Genomic DNA, 16,790 nt, shown 5'->3' with positions numbered 1-16,790 from the left:
TCAAAATAGAGAGTCGGTAGAAATGGGATGAGCCGCCATCACGTCAGCGGCTCATCCAAAGGAGGTCAGTAGCAGGCGCGACGAGGCGCTTAGATCCGCGGGTGAATCGCGCGATAGGCGAGCGTGCTGGTCTGGCCGATGGGCGTGATGGTGTCGGTCTTCACGTTGACATCCCAGGCCACGCATTGGCTTTTACTCGCCCAGCCCTTGGCCTTTTTGGCCGCTTCATCGACGTTGAGGCTATACTCGCAGACCCACTCGGGATCGATATTCTTGGGGTCGAAGCTCTTGTCCCGGTCGACGTTAAAGATATAGATGATGCGGTAGGTGTCTTTGTCTTTTTGTTGCGGCATAAAGCGGCAATTATGGGTCTCCTTGCATCGCTCCAGGTCTTCGGGCTTGGTGCCCTGACCGGTCAGAAGCCACTGAAAAGACTCAACTAATTCGCTCTCATTGAGCACGCTCGCCAGCGCCTTGAAGCGGGCGCGGGTGCGCGGCTGCGTCGAGGCTTTTTTGGCCGGCCCGATCCACGCGCGCTTATCGGCGTCGTAGCTATTGGGCATGATATCGACCGCCTTGGTATGGGTCACCGCCTCGCCGGCGCGCATGATATCAGCCGCCTGAAGGTTGACCGCCCGCAGCGCCTTTCGGTCGTAATCAAAGGCGAATTGCGCGTAGGTCGACTCCCCATTTTCCATCCACTGGAAATACGCGTCGAATTGGTTGCCGCGGTCATGCGTGATGGTCCAGCCGAGGATCGTATCCTCTTCGCTCTTGCTCACGTTCTCGGCAAAGTACAAGAGCAGCGCGCCGCCCAGGTTGACCCCGGAGTCGAAGCGGTGGTTGGTGATCGCCGAGACGACCTGCGCCGCCTTATCATAATAGCCGGATTCGACGCCCTTGCCGGGGTCGAGCGCGACATTGGCGAGCACATTTTTCGCCACGACCTTTTGGGTCTTCAGGTCCACCAACCAGGTCGGGCCCACGCCGATATAGGCGTCCTTGAACTCGTATTTCACCAGATAATATTGGGGGCCGTATTTGGTGTCGCCCCACCACTGCGCGGTCCAACCGACCGGCTCAACATTCTTAAGCTTGAGCTTTTTCTCGATAAAGTCCTTATCTGCCATCAGCTGCTCGACCCGCGTCGGCGCGACTTCTTCTTCGCCGTCTTTAGCAGCCCCCTTCTTGGAGTCTTTGACCTCCTCGAGTTTGACGACTTTTCGCTTCACCAATTTGATGGCGGCTTCGCGGTTGGCCTCGGACGCCCAGGGGTTGGGCTGAACCTTATTATCATCGGCCGGAATCATCACGGTCTCGACCACCTGCGCCTCAGCTTCGTAGGTGACCTCATAGATGATGAGTCCAGCGACCAGAATGATCAGCGAGACCAGAACACCAAGGGCTATTTGTAAAGCAAGTCGGGAATCCATCGATTCTCTTGGGTAGCAGCGGTTTTATCGGATTTAGGCAGACAAAATATAGCAGACCCAACGCGCGTCGAGCAACGGGTCGCCCATCAAACCTCAAGGAGCTTATTGGCTCAAATCATAGACCTTGACGTTATCGTAGCGCACCGGCGCCGACCACACGCTAAAAGCGAAGTGACGATGCCCCTCGCCCATCAGCGGCTCCTTATCCTCGTAGCTCATGAATAATTTATCATCCACGAACCAATGCAGCGTCGAGTCAGTGCGCTCGATGGCCATGCGGTAGGTATGCCCGGCCATCACGCCCCTGGTATTTCGCGCCTTACGGTCTTTGCCGTGCTCGTCGAGGCGCGCGATGACGTCGAGGGTATTGGTCCAACCGCCGAAGATCAGCACATAGCCGGATTGGTGGTTCACCCCGTCGCCGAAGACCTCGACCTTGAGGTCGCCGACCGAGGAGAGCGCCTCGATGTCAAACTCAATGCGCACCTTGTCGGGCAATTCTTGGTCGAGCCACAGCGGGTCGTTTCGCAGGTCCACGCCGACCACCCCGCCGTCTTTGAGCATCCACTTCCCAACGCCGCCTTCGCCTTTTCCGCGCGACCAGCGAGGCGAGAGCTTGCCCGACTCGAAGTCATCGCTGAACAGCAGTTTGCTGCTGGAGGTGAGCTTGCTCTCGGGCGCCGGGCCCGACGGCGCAGCGGCGCCGGCCTTGGCCCCGGCGGCATCAACGCCCTTTTTGTCACACGCCCATAATTGCATCGCCATCAGCGTGCAGAGCACCAGAATAAACGCTCCGCGTCGTCTTTTTGTCACTTCGGGCATCGCGATTGATGCGTTTAAGCAAAACATATTAGCCTTATAATTTATCAAATTTCGCGTCAAAGCGGTCAAATTGTGTGGTCTTTCGCAGCTCGTCGAGGTCCACGTTTTGCTGGGTCTCAATATCATCCTCGAGCTCCGGCGGCAGCGTCGGGCGCGGCGGCAGCGGTCGCTTCTGGGCGTTGAGCTTACTCTTCTTGGGCGCAGCCGCGCCTGCTTTTGCGGCGCTCGGCGGCAGCGGCGGCATGGTCGAGCCCTTGGGCGGCGATTGCACCCGCGGCGGTGGCGTTGACTTCGACGCGGGCGCCGGCGCCTGCGCCGGGCTCAGCCCCGGCATCGACCGAGTCTCGACGTCCAGATTATCATTAATCACCATAAAGCCGGGAGCGGGCGTATGGTCGCTGTGGATGCTGACCTCGTCCCAGAGCTGGGGCTCAAAGCGCAACTCGGCGGGCACCCGACGCAATTGCTCCGCCATATTGGCGGCGAGGCCAAAGAGCACCTTGGCGGCCAGCGAGGGGCGCGCGCGAAGCAGTCCAAAAAGCGCGTCGCGCTGGAAGACAACAAGTCGCGTGGGCGCCAGCGCCGTATAGCCCTCGTTGCTCTTAGACTCCCCAAATAGGCTCACTTCACCGAAGGTATCGCCGGCATCGAGCACGGTCGCGCTGGGCTTGTCGCCAGTGATGCCGACCGACCCGTTGATCACCAGGCATAGGAATTCGGCGGGTCGATTGGGCTCAATGATATCTTCGCCGGCCTCAAAGTGATGGCGCTCGGCGATATCGCAGAGTTGGCTGAACTCCGAGGGCGTCGCGTGGGCGAAATAATCACAGGCCTTAAGCGCGCGCAGCGTCTCGCTATCCATGACGGTGCGACGCGGCGACCGCAAACGGTCGACGCGCGCGAGAATCGTCGTGATATTGTCGCGACCGCCCCCGCGCAGCGCGTGCTCGATGCAGCGGTACGTGCTGCCCTCCAGGTCGTCTGGGTCGATCAAGCCAAGGATTTGCTCGTCACTCTCAAAATAACCGCTGAGCCCATCGCTGCAGATGATGAAGAGATCATCTTGCTCAACCTCGATATCGAAGGTGTCGACCTCGACGCTTGGGCGCACGCCCACGGCGCGGGTCACGGCGTTTTGATTCGGGATCGAATCCCCCTCTTTTGCGCGCCCCTGGCGAATCATTTCGTTGAGGAACGAGTGGTCCATGGTGACCAGATCCACGTCACCATCGCGAATATGATAGATGCGCGAGTCGCCCACATGCCCCACGAACCCTCGCCCGGCGAGCAGCAAAAGCGCGCAGCAAGTCGTGCCCATGCCGTGGCGGTCGGGGTCAGCCTCGGCCGCCTCGAAGATTCGCCGGCAGGCCTCTGTGATCGCGGTGTCCATCAGGTCTAAGACCGCATCCTGGGCGAGCGTGCGCGAGGGTTCGCGCTCGTAGGCGTCGAGAATATCGCGGTTCTCGGCGATTATCTCCGAGATCACCTGGATACTCATGGCGCTGGCGACCTCACCGGCGGCGTGGCCGCCCATGCCGTCGCAGACCACGAAGAGGCTCAGGTCGCGATCGACGAGGAAATTATCCTCGTTATGATCGCGCGCCAGCCCGGTGTCGGTTGTCGCCCAGAATTGGACCTCCATCATTCGCTCCTAAAATCGCTTCATAGATGATGCAAAATATCAGCCTCACAGCTCGATTCATGGCTGCGAAATGCCCTCTATTCATACGTGTTTCCCGGCGCAGGAACAACCATCGTTGAAGAATCGACTGCCCCGACGCAACTTAAAAACCCCAAAAATCCCACCGTCGAGATCAACGAGCGCGCTGGACGGGGGCCCGCACGCCCAATTGCCGCGCGCTGGGCCCGCATGCTAATGAAATTATATTGTTCTGCACCGGGGAGAAAAGTACGTTGACGATCTTTTTCTCTTCACCCGCTCCAGGGTTTTCGATTGGTCCTAACTAGAGGAGTTTTGCGATGGCAGCGATTCAACGAGTATTGGTCACGGGCGCGGCGGGCGCGCTGGGAAGTCGGGTTTGCGCGCGGTTTTCAGAGGCGGGCTTAACGGTCATCGCCGCCGACCTTCCCCAGGCCGTGCCGGCCGAGAGCACCGAGATTCACGCGGACGCCGACGATAAGAATCTGCATTGGATTGGCCTCGACCTGCGCGAACCGGCGGCCGTGCGTGACGGGGTGGACGCCATCGAGAAGAATATCGGCGCCATCGACGCTTTGGTGCATTGCGCGGGCGGATTTCGCTGGGCGCTCATGGGCGAGGTCAGCGACGACGATATCGACTTTTTGCTCGACGCAAACCTGCGCTCCTCCTTGCTGCTCCTGCGCGAGATTCTGCCGAAGATGAAGGCCCAAAACCTCGGGCGAATCGTCTTAATGAGTTCAAAATCAACCCTGAACCCCCAACAGGGCGAGGGACCCTACGCGGCGACCAAGGCGGCGCTCAACGCGCTGACGAAATCGGTCGCCGACGAAGTTAAGGCCCTCGACGTGACCATCAACGCCCTGCTCCCCACGGTCATCGACACCCCGGCGAACCGCGACGCGATGCCCGACTCGGACTTCGACAAATGGGTCACCCGCGACCAACTCGCCGACATCATCTTTGGCCTCACTCAACCGACCGGCGCCCCCATCAACGGCGCGCTGATCCCGGTCTCGGGCAAGATGTAATCGAGCGCGTCCGGGGTCGGTCGCGCTCAGTCTGCCAAATCTTTTTTTAGGGAGAGCGAAGCATGTTTAATTTTCATCTGAGCTTGGACGAGAAAGAGGCGCTGCTCAAATTGGTGGGATATCTGGCGGTCAGCGATGACGATATTTCGCCGGCCGAGCGCCAATTCGTGCTCGACCTCGCCCACGACTTAAACGTGTCGGCGGACGGTGTCTTTGAGAAGGTCGACGCGCAGAGCCTCCAGAAGCTCTGCGCGCCCTTCACCCGGGAATCGGCGCGCCGCATCGTGCTGGTGGAGTTGATCAACCTGGCCCATAGCGACCACATCTATTTCACCGAAGAGGCGGCGACGATTCAGGAAATCGCCGCCGTGATGCAGATTCCCGCGACCGATGTCGAGGCCATCGACGATTGGGTGCGCCGCGGGAATCAATGGCACGCCGAGGGCCATCTCCTGCTCGGCCTACAGGGCGAGCAGAAGATGGACGTCTGAGCGCTCAGCGCCCCGCCTGCCCGAGCCCCATCTCGTAGCGCAGGCGGTCGTAGACACGCATGGGCGCGAAAATCGGCGGCTCGTCGAGCGTCCAGATTTTACAGCGCCGCTCCCGACTATTGCCGCGCTCCAAGATCCCGTTGACCGCCCGACGCGCCGACTCATTGGCGCCTTCCATCGTCGCCAGGTCGGTGTTGGTGCGCACATAATCCGAGGCGACGAAGAAATTATCCAACCCCGTAACCGCCTCGGGGCGATGCTCCCAGGACCCCACCGTATTGATCAGCAAGGGCTCGGCGTTGACCGCCGCGTCCGGGGAGCCCGGGTCGGGGTAGCTAATCGCCGGGTCGAGGTGCCAGTCCAGGATATTGGCTTCGTGAAGAATCGGCCGGGCGCTGTCGTTGATATGGACTTCGAGCTGCGCCCAGACCTCATCTTTGATCTCCTGGGGGGAGCATTGCGACGCAGGCTTGCCGTACAATAACCCGGGCGTGTCCCAATCCGAGATACACACCGACAAGATGCCGTCGACACGACCGTCGCCGTACCTCGACAGGTCGACATCCTTCCAGAACTGTCCCTGCGACACGGTCGTGAGCGCCCACTCCGAGTGAATGAAAATCCCGTGCCCGTGGGCCAGGGGGACGTCGCGGTCCAAGAAGTATTGGATCCCGTTCATCCAACTGGTCTCCAGCAGGTCAAGGTTGGCCAACGAGGGCGCGCCCTCTTTCATGATGGGCGTCACCAGGTCGATCATCGCCTCAACCGGCAGGGCCGCGATATAATAGTCGGCCGACACCTCAAAGGTTCCGTTGGGTCCATTCGCCCGCACGCCGGTGATCTCCTCGCCGTCGCAATCAAACGCCTCGATGGTGGTCTCGGGGCAAAAATTAACCCCTAACTGCGTCAAATACTGCACCCACGGGTCGATCCACACGTCGTTGGTCGGCCCGTCGAGCAGGCGGTCGGCGTCCAACCAGGGCGCGGCCACGCCGAAGACCAGTTGCAGGTAAATCACGCCGACGGTGCGGGTGCTGCTCTTCTCGGCCTGCATGGCGACCAGCGAGCGCGTAAGCCCGCGGCCCAATAGGTTTTGGTACTCGGTCGACTTCGTGTCTGCCTCGATAAAGTCCCACCAGGGGATCTGCTCGTACTCATCGAGCCGGCGCTCCTCACAGGCGCATAGAATTTGGAGCATCCGGTCGATAAAGAAGAGGATCTCGTGCCGGGGAATGCCCAGCATATCGCCAAACATCACTCGAAAGACGTTGATCCAATCGCCCATCGAGTCGGGAAGATTCGCCGGAAGTTGAATCTCAGCGGCCCCCGCCCGCGCGATGAGCACCTGCTTGGTGGCGACCAAATTATCGTAAACGCCCTTCGGGTTATCCCCGAAAGGAATGCGCTTCATCGTGTCCTGAAGATGGCGATAAAAGCTGGGGAAGAAGCGAAAACCATGCTCTCCGGGCAGCGGGTGGCGCCCGTCCACCCCCGGCTCACCGATCCCCATACTTCGCGCTTTGCCGCCATAGATATCGCGGCGCTCATAGACGCTGACGCGATAGCCGCGCTCGATCAACTCATGGGCCGCGGTTAACCCAGCGACACCCCCTCCAAAAATCGCTACTGACTGGCTCATCTACTTCCCTTTGTTAGAGCACTAAAATGTTCTGTGACGCGTGTTCGTGGTCACAATTCTAGCACTCACCCCCGGAACGATCGAGGGAAGAGAATTATTTTTCGCCACCACTTTGTGCCGACGAAGCATCCGCCAAACAACAAAAAATTTGCGCCTTCGCGATCCATCGCTACACTCGCTGGTGTTCGGTGGATATACGTGAAGCACGGTGCCATGACGGCCCTAAATATTGATGACATGGAGTCCCAAATGCAGCATATTTTTTCGAATACAGACAGCCGCGCAAAAGCCCGCCCCTCGATGTCGATCAGCAGCGGCCCGGGCGCCCCGATGTTCGAAGCCGGCCCGCATACCCGCATTCGCCGCGCGCCCCTGCAGGCCATCGCAGCGGTAAGCGTGGCCGACGGGCCGCGCGAGATCTTCGGCCGAGTGCTCAATATCAGCCCCGGCGGCTGCCTCCTTCAGACCGAGACCACCCTTGAGTCGGGCACCTTCGTGGAGCTCAACATCACGGTGCTTGGCCAGGAAGACCCGATTCGCGTTGAAGTCGCCGGCGTGATCCGCCGCCAGGTCACCGGGCAGAGCCGGCGCCAATACGGCGTCGAGTTCTTGGCCGTCGACTCCAACGATAAAAAATCACTGCAATGGCTCTACGCTCAGGCGTCGAGCTAACCAGGATGATGGGCGGCTCGCAGGTGCCGCAAGACAAACGCCTCTTGCGCATCCTGCGCGCATGCAGCAAAAACATGGGTTGATCGCTTTTGCGAACCAGATTTCCCAATCGGTACAAAACCCATGAGCTGGATTGCCCTTATTGATTCAACCCGCCACACAGACACGGCCCACCCGGGTCTGCTCGTGGCGGGTTTGTCGCTTCTTGAGCGCGCGGTGCGCCTGGCCAAGGTCAGCGGCTGCGAGCGCGCCATCATCGCGGCCTCTCCCGCCCGGCGCGTGGCCATTGAAACCCTCGCAAATGCCATTGATTTCGATATCGAGGTCGCGGTTTTCGAGACCGAGTCATCGGCCCTGAGCGATCTTCTGCTACAGGCGGCCGCGCGCGACGCCGCGCTCGCCAGGGGCGATGCCTCGCTTCTGGTGCTCCGCTCCACGACGGTCTACGACCGCGGACTCATCCACACCAAAGAGCTCGACGCCGCCGATCAGAGCGCACAGCTGCGGCCCATCCTCTCGACCCTCGACGGCGACCCGGCGCACCTGCTCGAGATCCCCGCGCCTTTGGTGTCCCAATGGCTCACACGCGCGCGGGAGACGGGCTTTGAGGCCCTCTCAGACGTCACGCGCGCCGGCTCCGTCGATGTGCGGGCCAGCCAGAAATGGCAGGCCGCGGTGAGCGATTTGCCCAGCGCAAAAGCCGCAGAGGACCGCCTGTGGAATAGTTGCCGAAAGGATATCGACGGCATCATCTCTCGCCTGCTCAACCGCTCGATAAGCCTGGCCATCAGCCGGCGCATCGCGCACACAGGCATCCACCCCAATCATATCTCGGTCGTGACCTTTAGCCTGGGCATCATCGCGGCCGTGTGCGCCGCGATGGGCGGCTATACCTGGTTTGTGCTCGCCGGCATCGCCTACCAAACCAACTCGGTGGTGGACGGCGTGGACGGCGAATTGGCGCGGATAAAATACGAGTTCAGCCTGCTCGGCGAGTGGCTCGACACGCTGAGCGACGACTTTAAGGATGTGTTGTTTTACGGCGGCCTGGGCATCGGCGCCTGGCGCACGGCCGAGTTCCCCATCGACAGCCTCGGGCCCGAGACCTGGCTATGGCTCGGCGGCATCTCGGTGGCCGGAAAGCTCGTCTCGATGGTCGCCTATTATACCTGGCTCATCGCCAACAAGCGCGGCGATCTGCTCGCCTTTGAGTGGAGTTTTGAGACGAAGTCAGAGAGCGAATCGACCGCGTTGACGCGGGCGATGAGCAACTTCAAATACCTGACGAAGAACGACTTTATCGTCTTCTTCGCCATGATGATGGCCTTCTTCGCGGCCCTCCCCTACTTCCTCTTCATCGTCGCTCCGGGGCAATTCTTCATCGCCATGAGCGTGATGATTCAGCGGATTCAGGGGAGCAAATCGAAGGTAAGTTCGTAGGGTTCGCAACTATTGGTGTGGGTGCCACTGACGTGGACGAAATAGAGGCCTGACGGAAGATCCATTGTCAGGCGCTCTTCGCCGCCGGCGCCGGCGCGGTTGACCTGGGCGACCAGGCCGCCCTCGTCGTCGCGCAATTTAAACGCAAGGTTTGCGGGATTGGGCGCGAGTCGAAGCGAGACCTTGCGGGTCTCAAACGCGGGCGCCGCCGGGGCCGAAGGCTTTGCGCCCCGCGGGTTGCCGAATAGGTCGAGTTCGGGCGCCTGGCCCTCTTCGGAGTCACTCGCCTCGGGCTCGGGCGTCGGCGCAGGGAACGGCACCGCGAACGCATAGACATCGACATCCTGAGCGCTCGCGACGAAGCCGACGCGCTTTTGGCCTTCCAATAACTTATCGGCCTGCCCGGTCGCGTCATTCGGCTCGACTTCGATGCCCTCGATTTTGGCGAGGTCCTCGGTCACAAGTTCGTAGTCAAAGTCCTGCTGAAGGCCTGCTTCGGGGTATTCTACGGGGCGAAGCGACAACTCGAGGTATCCGCCCTCCTCGACGACTCGGTTGCACAGAATCGCCTCGGCGCCGGGCTGGGAGGTGAGCACGTCGCTGGAGCCCTGCACCGCAAGACCAATGCGCGCGTCTTCGCGCGTAGGCTTGGCGGTCACGCGCAACAGATGCCTAATCGGGTCTTTGTCAGCGACGGCCGCCAGAGGGTCGACGGGCTGCGCAGTTTCACCAACCTCCTCGTCCTCTTCTGCGCCCGGCTCACCGGTCTCACCCTCGCCAACTTCGGGCGTGGGCTCCTCCGCCGGCTTCTCTTCGACCGCGGGGGCGTCGGCGCTCGGGATAGTGCCGACGTAGACGCGAAAATAATCGACGTCTTCGGGCGTATGGAAATACCCCGACAGCGCCGTTCCGACCTTGATCTGCTGCGCCGAGGCCGCCGCATCATTCGGTTCTTCTTCGAGCGCCTTATCGACCGGCGGGTGCGCCAGCAATTGAAGCTGGTAGCTCTTCTGGCGGTTGAATTTCTCGCCGGCCGTCATCACGACCCACAGGCCCAGCGCGCCCTGGGGCACGCGCAAATTTGGGATGCCGGCGGAGCGATCCGGCGGGATTTGCATCGACAGATACGGCGTCTGCAAATCCCGGCTCGTAAAGAGCTGGAGGGTCTGCACGATGCCATCGATGGGCGTGACTTGCAGGCTCACCAGCGACCCGTCGAGGCGGCTCGGGGCGACATAGAAGATATCGCGGTCATTGGGGCGGTCATAAAAACCCTCGATCAACCCGGGGGCTTCGAACGCGGTGGCCGCGTCGACCTCGTCATTCGGCTCGGCCTCAATGGCGCCGCCGGCGAGTCGCTTTTTAAAGGAGATTTCGTAGTCGCCGCTGGTCCCATCGGGAGCACTCTGGATCAGAATGCGCTGCGGCTGCTCCGAGACGGCGAGGATCGGGATGACCTCGGGCTCGCCGGCCCCGGTGATATGATATTCAGTGGGCGCGCCGGGCGCGCCCGGGACTTCGACGAGGACCATCAGGTCCAGGGTGGGCGTGGTCGGTGTGACGGTGAGCTCGACCTGCCAGGACTCCCCATTGCGTGAGGTGAGCGCGAACCAATCATGGTCGGTGGGGCTGCTCAAGGTCCCCTTCACGGGACGCAAATCCCCGCCCAATTCGAGCAAGGTCGCCTGGGCGGGGAAGTCGTTCGGCTCTTGCTCGCGCGGCGCCGAGGATTCGCTCGGCGCACGACGCTGCTCGGCCTTCTTTGCCTCTTCAACGCGATTGCCCTTATCGCCAATCATGGAGCGAATACGCGATTCGCAATCACATGAGGAGGTCGCCAGTAACACCAGCAGAATCGGGCCAAAATAACGCGCTGAAATACTCACTTATTTATCGTACCGTTTGATTAATTCGTTGGTCAGGTCCATCGAGTCTTTGGCGTAGAGCACCGAGGACTCGCTCTTCTCAAGGATGAGATCATAGCCCTTTTCGGTGGCGATGCCACGCAGAACTTTCTCCATCTTTTTGAAGATCTTCTGCGTCGCTTCGCCCTCTTTTTGCGCCAGGTCGCGCTGCATCTCCATATAGAGCTGCTGCAACTCGGCCATCTTCTGCTGCAGCTCCATGGCCTTCTGACGCTTGGCGTCGTCGGTCATCATGGCGGCGCCGGCCTCAAGCGAGTCCTTGAGCTTTTTGACGCTATTCTGCTTGTCGGTCAGCTTCTTTTGTTTGGCGTCAAAGTCCTTCTTCAGCCGCTTCTTGGCGGCCTTTCCCTCGGCGACCTCGGAGAGCGCGCGCTGCAGGTCAACATAGCCGATCTTAGGTCCAGCGGCGAAGGCCGGCGCGCTCATGGCGGTCACGCCGAGCACCAGCACCAGGCCGAGCGCCATTTGGAGGAGATAGTGAAGATACGAGCGATTGCTTTTAGATTGAGCGAACATATTTGCTCCAATAAGTCAGAAAAAAGATTGATTGCGATGAGCGTCTTCGGCCGCGGCAACTCTGCCTTCGATGCTTCGATTAGAACGCGTTGGCGATACTAAACTCGAAGACCATCGGCTGCTCTCCACGTAGACGCGACAAAGGGAAGCCCCATTCAAAACGAAGTGGAGCGATCGGGCTCAACCATCGAATCCCGAAGCCAGCCGACGTGCGAAGCGCGTCCTCATAGTCGTTAATCGGGTCGGCGAGCAGGTCCGGGACCAGGGAAAATTTCTGGTCATTATCAAAGGAGTTGCCCATATCTGCGAAGACAACACCTTTGATGCCGGCGGCCGTGAAGATCGGGAACTCGACCTCAGCCGTAAACACCAGGCTCTTATTGCCGCCGACACGGAACTCGTCCAAAGAGGAACCGGGGTCGCTCGAATTCGAGGCGACCTCCCGAATCGGCCCGAGCGTATAGCGCTCAAAACCGCGCACGGTGCTCGGTCCGCCGACGAAATAACGCTCAAAGAGCGGGACCGTTCCCTTGGGGTCCGGGTTCATCACGTAGCCCAACTCACCCTGAAGCCTTAAGACAAAGTCCCACACGATCGGGAAATACCAACGCGTCTCGAAGTCGAACTTCAGGTATTCGTTTTGACTTAACGTGACCAGGCGGTCCGCAAATTCCACCTTGCCGGAATGAAATTGCCCGGAGGTCGGAAAGCGCACGTTATCGCGGTTGTCGTAAAAGAGTCCGCCGCGCACGCTGCTGGTAAAGCCGCCCTGGAAGAGCGTGCTCGACTCCGCGCCACCGCGCGAGCCATTACGCCCGCCAGGCTGAATGTCGACATTCTCCAATTTATAGGTCAGCGACGCGACCAGATCACCGTCGAGGTTCAGGTCAAAGACCTCCGAGAGCGGATACCCAAAGGTCAGGTCGCCACCGGTCGAGGTGCGGATAAAGTCCTGGAATGCGTACTCAAAATTATAGAGGTTAACCGAGGAATTCCACCGCGTTCCGAGCAGCCAGGGCTCGGTGAATTTGATATTAAAGAGCGTGCGGATGCTCGAGAGTTGGAATTGGAGCGACAGGTTTTGACCGCGCCCCAGAAGGTTCGCCTGGGAGATCTGGGCGTTGGCGATAAAGCTCTCGGTGCTCGAGAAACCGGCGCCGACCTGGAAGGTGCCGGTGCGGGTCTCGTTGACCTCGATGCGCGCGTTAATCAGGTCCGGGCGCTCGCCGGGCTGGGTGGTAATCTCGACCTTGTCGAAATACCCCAGGCGCCCGACCCGCGCTTCACTGGCGCGCATCTTGGCGGCCGAATAGAGCTCGCCCTCCTCGATCCGCAACTCACGACGAATGACATAATCGCGGGTCTTCTGGTTGCCGACGATCTCGATACGCCCGAAATAGACCTGCGCGCCCTGCTTGATATCGTAGCTCAAGTCGACGGTATGGTTCGTCGAATCCATGCGCGTCAGCGGCGTGATATTGACGTAGGCGTAGCCGGCGTTGCGGTACAGATTGCTCAGGCTCTCGATATCCTGGCGCATCTGGCCGTAATTAAAGACCGCGTCGGTCTCCAACGAGACCAGGTCCATCAGCTCGTCGCGCTCGCTGAGCAGGTCGCCCTCCACGTCCACATTCCCCACCGAATACTGGTCGCCCTCATCGATGCGGATGGTGATATAGAGGTAGCGCTTGTCGCGAGACAGGCGAATCGAGGGCATATTAACGCTGACCTCGACGAAACCGTGGTTGTAATAAAAGGCGGTGATGCGCTGAAGGTCGGCCTCGAACTCCTTTTCCTTGAAGGTGCCCATTTCGCTTAAGAAGGACAAAAACGATCCCTCTCGCGTGGCCATAATCGCGCTCAATTCGTCGTCGCCCAGATTCTCATTGCCCAGGAAGGTCACTTTCTTGACCTCAACCTTGGCAAATTCATTGATCTCGAAGGTCACGATCGACAGGTCTTCGCGCCCCTCTTTGTGGCTGAGCTTATAGTCGACTTCCGCCAGATAATAGCCCTTGGAGGCATAGAGCTCGCGGATCTTCTCGGCGTTATTCTTGACCTTCGCGATGTCGAGGATGGCGAAGCGCTTAAGGTCGACGACCTCGCCGATATCCTCGAGGTCGAGCTCCTCGTTGCCCTCGTAGCGAATCTCGGCGATCGCCGGCTTCTCGGAGACGATATAGGAGACGACAAGCTGGCCGTCGTCGGTGGTGGTCGCGTCGACCTGCACGTCGTTAAAATACCCCAATCCGTGGATGGATTGGATATCTTTGGAGATGCGCCCAAGATCCAGCGGCTGGCCGACGGCGCTGGTCGCCTTATGGAGCACCGACTCGGACTCAACCCGAACGTTGCCCACGACCTGGATGACGTCGATGGTCTGGCCCTCGCGCCCGGCCTTGCCCTTGGGCACCGTCGCGTCACCAACCGGGCGATAGCTCTCAAGCTTCGCCTGCTCGCGTGCGTTGATGCCCTTGGCGCGTGGGTCCGTGGGCTCGCCCACCCCTCCGGGGAGCGATTGAGCGGAGACCGAAGAAGAGAACCCCATGGCGATGAGCATAAAAATGCCCAAAACCAGCGAGCTCCTCAGGGACAAATCCCCAAGGCGCTTGCTGCGCAGAGGTTGGCGACAGCCTTGATGTAGATGCGCCCTGAGGCGTGCGCGAAAAGCGACACTCACGTGTTTCCTTATGTGCGCGGCACGCACAATTATATCATCCATTCAGCATATACGATTCGATAATTTATCAGCGCCTATTTCAACAGCGCTCATGGCCATAAAAATCCGATATTAAACACGGATTCAGGGCGCAGTATCAATCAATTCATCCGCCAGGCGTCCACGGACCCGGTCGTCGCCGGGCTCAATGGCCCACAAGCGACCCTTTTCAAGCTTGAGCTGAATCGGCATCTCTTGGGCGAGCCGAGGGTCGTGGGTCGCGATGATCACGGTGACCCCAGTCTCCTCATTAAGCTCCCGCAGCACTGCGTGTATCCCAGCCCCGGTCTTCAGGTCAAGGTTTCCCGTCGGCTCGTCGGCCAACAGCAGCCGCGGTTTCATGAAGAGCGCGCGCGCGATCGCCACGCGCTGCTGCTCCCCGCCCGACAACTCGCCGGGCTGGTGCTGCATGCGCTCGGCCAGCCCGACCTGCGCCAGGAGCTCCTCGGCGCGCGCGCGCACCTTCTCTCGATTCTGGCGCGCGATCATCCCCGGGAGCATCACATTCTCCAGCGCCGTGAACTCCGGCAGGAGGTGATGGAATTGGAAGACGAAGCCGACCTCGTGGTTTCGAAACGCCGCCAGCTGACGCGACGTCTTCGAGAAGAGCTGCTGGCCGTCGAAGACAATCTCGCCGGAGGTGGGCTCGTCGAGGGTACCAATCACCTGCAATAGCGTACTTTTACCCGCCCCGCTGGCCCCCATGATCGCGATGCGGTCGCCGCCGAAGACGTTAAAGTCCATCTTCTCGAGCACCGTGAGCGTCTTGCCGCGCAGCGAATAGCGCTTGCTCAACTGGCGCATCTCGATAAGCGGTTCGCCCTGGGGCGCGGCTTGCAGAAGTGTGTCAGTGCCGTCAGTCATAACGTAATCCGTCGACCGGTTTGAGTTTAGAGGCCAGATAAGCCGGATAGATGGTGGCGGCGCCGCTGATGCCAAGCGTGGCCAGGACCACCGCCAGAATTTCGGTCGGGTTAATCTCGACCGGTAATTTGGAGATATAATAGACTTCCGAGTTCAGCGGCACGCCGTAGACTTTCAAATACCAGCAGATGGCCAGCCCGATGAGCAGCCCCACGCCGGTACCGACTGCGCCGATGACCAGCCCCTGGACGATGAAAATCCGGCGGATTCCGCTGTCGGGGACGCCCATTGATTTCAGAATCGCGATGTCGCGGCCCTTCTCGATGACGATCATGATGAGCATCGCGACGATGCTGAAGCTGGCGACCAGGATGATGAAAAGCAGCGCCACAAACATGCCGATCTTCTCGAGCTCCAGGGCAAAGAAGAGGCTGGAGTTCATCTCCTTCCAATCCAGGACTTCGACCGTCGGCCCCAGGCGCGCCTGAATCACGTCGGCGATCGCCACGGCCTTCTCGGAGTCGATGGTCTTGACCTCGATGCCCGAGGCGCCGGCGCGGTTTAGAAAGGCCTGGGCGTCGCCGAACGCGGTATAGGCCGAGTTCGAGTCGTATTCGTACATGCCGGTCTTGAAGATGCCGACCACGCGGAACGGGCGGCTGCGCGGCATCGAGCCGGTGGGGCCAATGCCGCCGTCGGGCGTGACGACGTTGAGCTCGGTGCCGAGCTCCGCCTGCAGGCTCTTGGCCAATTCGGGGCCGATCAAAAGCCCTGGGATTTCGCCGTAGCCCGAGGCGTCCGTGCGCCCGGAGCCGCTGTCGCCCGCTTCCTCGGCGGGGTCGCCAAAGATCGACGGCATCATCGAATCCTCGGAACCCTCCGAGTCCGAGAACGGATCTTCGGGGGCATCACCAAAGATGGGCGGCATGATATCCTCGCCGGCCATCTCGGCGTCGTCTGCGTCCAAGCCGCCCTCCTCCTCGAGCTCATCGATGAGGTTCTCGACCGGGTCGACGCCCTTGCGTTCCTGTTCCAGCGCTTTTTTCGCGTCGTTGAGCTCATCTCGCCCGCCGTTGACGCGCTTGAGAATCTCGTCGATGCGCTTGTCTCGCTCCGTGGCCAGCGAATCGAGAAGCGGCTTGGGGTCCAGCAGATATTCAAGCTCTCCTTCAACCATATCGGCGCGCAGGTCGCTGACCGCGTCGATATTTTTGGGATGAATCCCGCGCAACACAACCCCGCTGAGGTTGGTGGAGCTTGAGACCATCACGTCGGATTGCACAAAAGGCTCGGCCCCGGTCACACCATCGATGGCGCGGATTCTCTCGGCAATTGCGTCCGGGTCGAGCAGGTCGACGCCCTCGGCGGGCGTGACGACCGCATGCGCTTTGGTGCCCAAGATCTTATCTTTAAGATCTTTTTTGAAGCCACCCATCACGCTGAGCACGACGATCATCGCCGTCACGCCCAGCGTCACACCGCAGATCGAGATCAACGTAATGATCGACACGACCTGGGTGCGTTTTTTGGCCATCAAATAGCGAAGGCCGATGAAATGTTCATAGCGCATGATGAGTC

General features: G+C 60.2%; 12 protein-coding genes and 1 pseudogene. 4 read left to right on the top strand and 9 right to left on the bottom strand.

The window, feature by feature from the left end; all coding sequences use genetic code 11:
• Positions 1-89: 89 nt before the first annotated feature.
• The 3 genes from DN745_RS05575 to DN745_RS05565 all read right to left on the bottom strand — a co-directional run bounded on the left by DN745_RS05575 (position 90) and on the right by DN745_RS05565 (position 3,900).
• A complete protein-coding gene (locus DN745_RS05575) occupies positions 90-1,433 on the bottom strand; it encodes a hypothetical protein (RefSeq protein WP_111332866.1) in 1,344 nt (447 codons plus the stop codon).
• Positions 1,434-1,535: 102 nt separating this feature from the next.
• Positions 1,536-2,246, bottom strand: coding sequence for a hypothetical protein (locus DN745_RS05570; RefSeq protein ID WP_133622042.1), 711 nt, complete (start codon positions 2,244-2,246; stop codon positions 1,536-1,538).
• A gap of 43 nt (positions 2,247-2,289) precedes the next feature.
• Positions 2,290-3,900, bottom strand: coding sequence for a protein phosphatase 2C domain-containing protein (locus tag DN745_RS05565; RefSeq protein WP_111332863.1), 1,611 nt, complete (start codon positions 3,898-3,900; stop codon positions 2,290-2,292).
• 335 nt (positions 3,901-4,235) lie between these two features.
• On the opposite strand from DN745_RS05565, the gene DN745_RS05560 reads away from it, so the two are divergent.
• Together DN745_RS05560 and DN745_RS05555 are read left to right on the top strand one after the other, a co-directional pair.
• A complete protein-coding gene (locus DN745_RS05560; RefSeq protein WP_111332861.1) occupies positions 4,236-4,946 on the top strand; it encodes an SDR family NAD(P)-dependent oxidoreductase in 711 nt (236 codons plus the stop codon).
• Between the two features lie 62 nt (positions 4,947-5,008).
• Positions 5,009-5,437, top strand: coding sequence for a tellurite resistance TerB family protein (locus DN745_RS05555; protein ID WP_111332860.1), 429 nt, complete (start codon positions 5,009-5,011; stop codon positions 5,435-5,437).
• 4 nt (positions 5,438-5,441) lie between these two features.
• Here the strand turns inward: DN745_RS05555 and DN745_RS05550 are convergent, their stop codons facing one another.
• The gene (locus DN745_RS05550) at positions 5,442-7,076 is read right to left on the bottom strand and encodes a hydroxysqualene dehydroxylase (RefSeq protein WP_111332858.1); all 1,635 of its coding nucleotides are present in this window, start codon (positions 7,074-7,076) and stop codon (positions 5,442-5,444) included.
• Between the two features lie 249 nt (positions 7,077-7,325).
• Between DN745_RS05550 and DN745_RS05545 the strand changes: the two genes are divergently transcribed.
• Entirely contained in the window at positions 7,326-7,748 is a 423-nt protein-coding gene (locus DN745_RS05545) for a PilZ domain-containing protein (RefSeq protein ID WP_162687482.1), read from the top strand.
• A 123-nt stretch (positions 7,749-7,871) separates the two neighbouring features.
• Positions 7,872-9,188, top strand: coding sequence for a CDP-alcohol phosphatidyltransferase family protein (locus DN745_RS05540; RefSeq protein ID WP_111332855.1), 1,317 nt, complete (start codon positions 7,872-7,874; stop codon positions 9,186-9,188).
• Here DN745_RS05540 and DN745_RS05535 read toward each other — a convergent pair.
• The 5 genes and pseudogenes from DN745_RS05535 to DN745_RS05515 all read right to left on the bottom strand — a co-directional run bounded on the left by DN745_RS05535 (position 9,158) and on the right by DN745_RS05515 (position 16,782).
• Positions 9,158-11,074 carry a hypothetical protein gene (locus DN745_RS05535; RefSeq protein ID WP_133622041.1) on the bottom strand — a complete coding sequence of 639 codons (1,917 nt, stop codon included), beginning with the start codon at positions 11,072-11,074 and terminating at the stop codon, positions 9,158-9,160. The two genes, DN745_RS05540 and DN745_RS05535, sit on opposite strands and share 31 nt — an antisense overlap.
• Positions 11,075-11,629: an OmpH/Skp family outer membrane protein gene (locus DN745_RS05530; RefSeq protein WP_111332852.1), complete on the bottom strand. Its 555-nt coding sequence runs from the start codon at positions 11,627-11,629 to the stop codon at positions 11,075-11,077. It lies immediately after the preceding gene.
• 79 nt (positions 11,630-11,708) lie between these two features.
• A complete protein-coding gene (gene bamA / locus DN745_RS05525) occupies positions 11,709-14,201 on the bottom strand; it encodes an outer membrane protein assembly factor BamA (protein WP_162687481.1) in 2,493 nt (830 codons plus the stop codon).
• A 303-nt stretch (positions 14,202-14,504) separates the two neighbouring features.
• A pseudogene (locus DN745_RS05520) lies at positions 14,505-15,212 on the bottom strand (ABC transporter ATP-binding protein); the annotation flags it as partial.
• Positions 15,205-16,782: an ABC transporter permease gene (locus DN745_RS05515; protein ID WP_111332847.1), complete on the bottom strand. Its 1,578-nt coding sequence runs from the start codon at positions 16,780-16,782 to the stop codon at positions 15,205-15,207. The gene DN745_RS05515 and the pseudogene DN745_RS05520, both read right to left, overlap by 8 nt.
• Positions 16,783-16,790: the final 8 nt, after the last annotated feature.

Source organism: Bradymonas sediminis (genome assembly GCF_003258315.1).
GTDB lineage: Bacteria > Myxococcota_A > Bradymonadia > Bradymonadales > Bradymonadaceae > Bradymonas > Bradymonas sediminis.
Note: the sequence above shows the minus strand (reverse complement) of the source record. Positions and strands in the feature narration are given on the sequence as shown.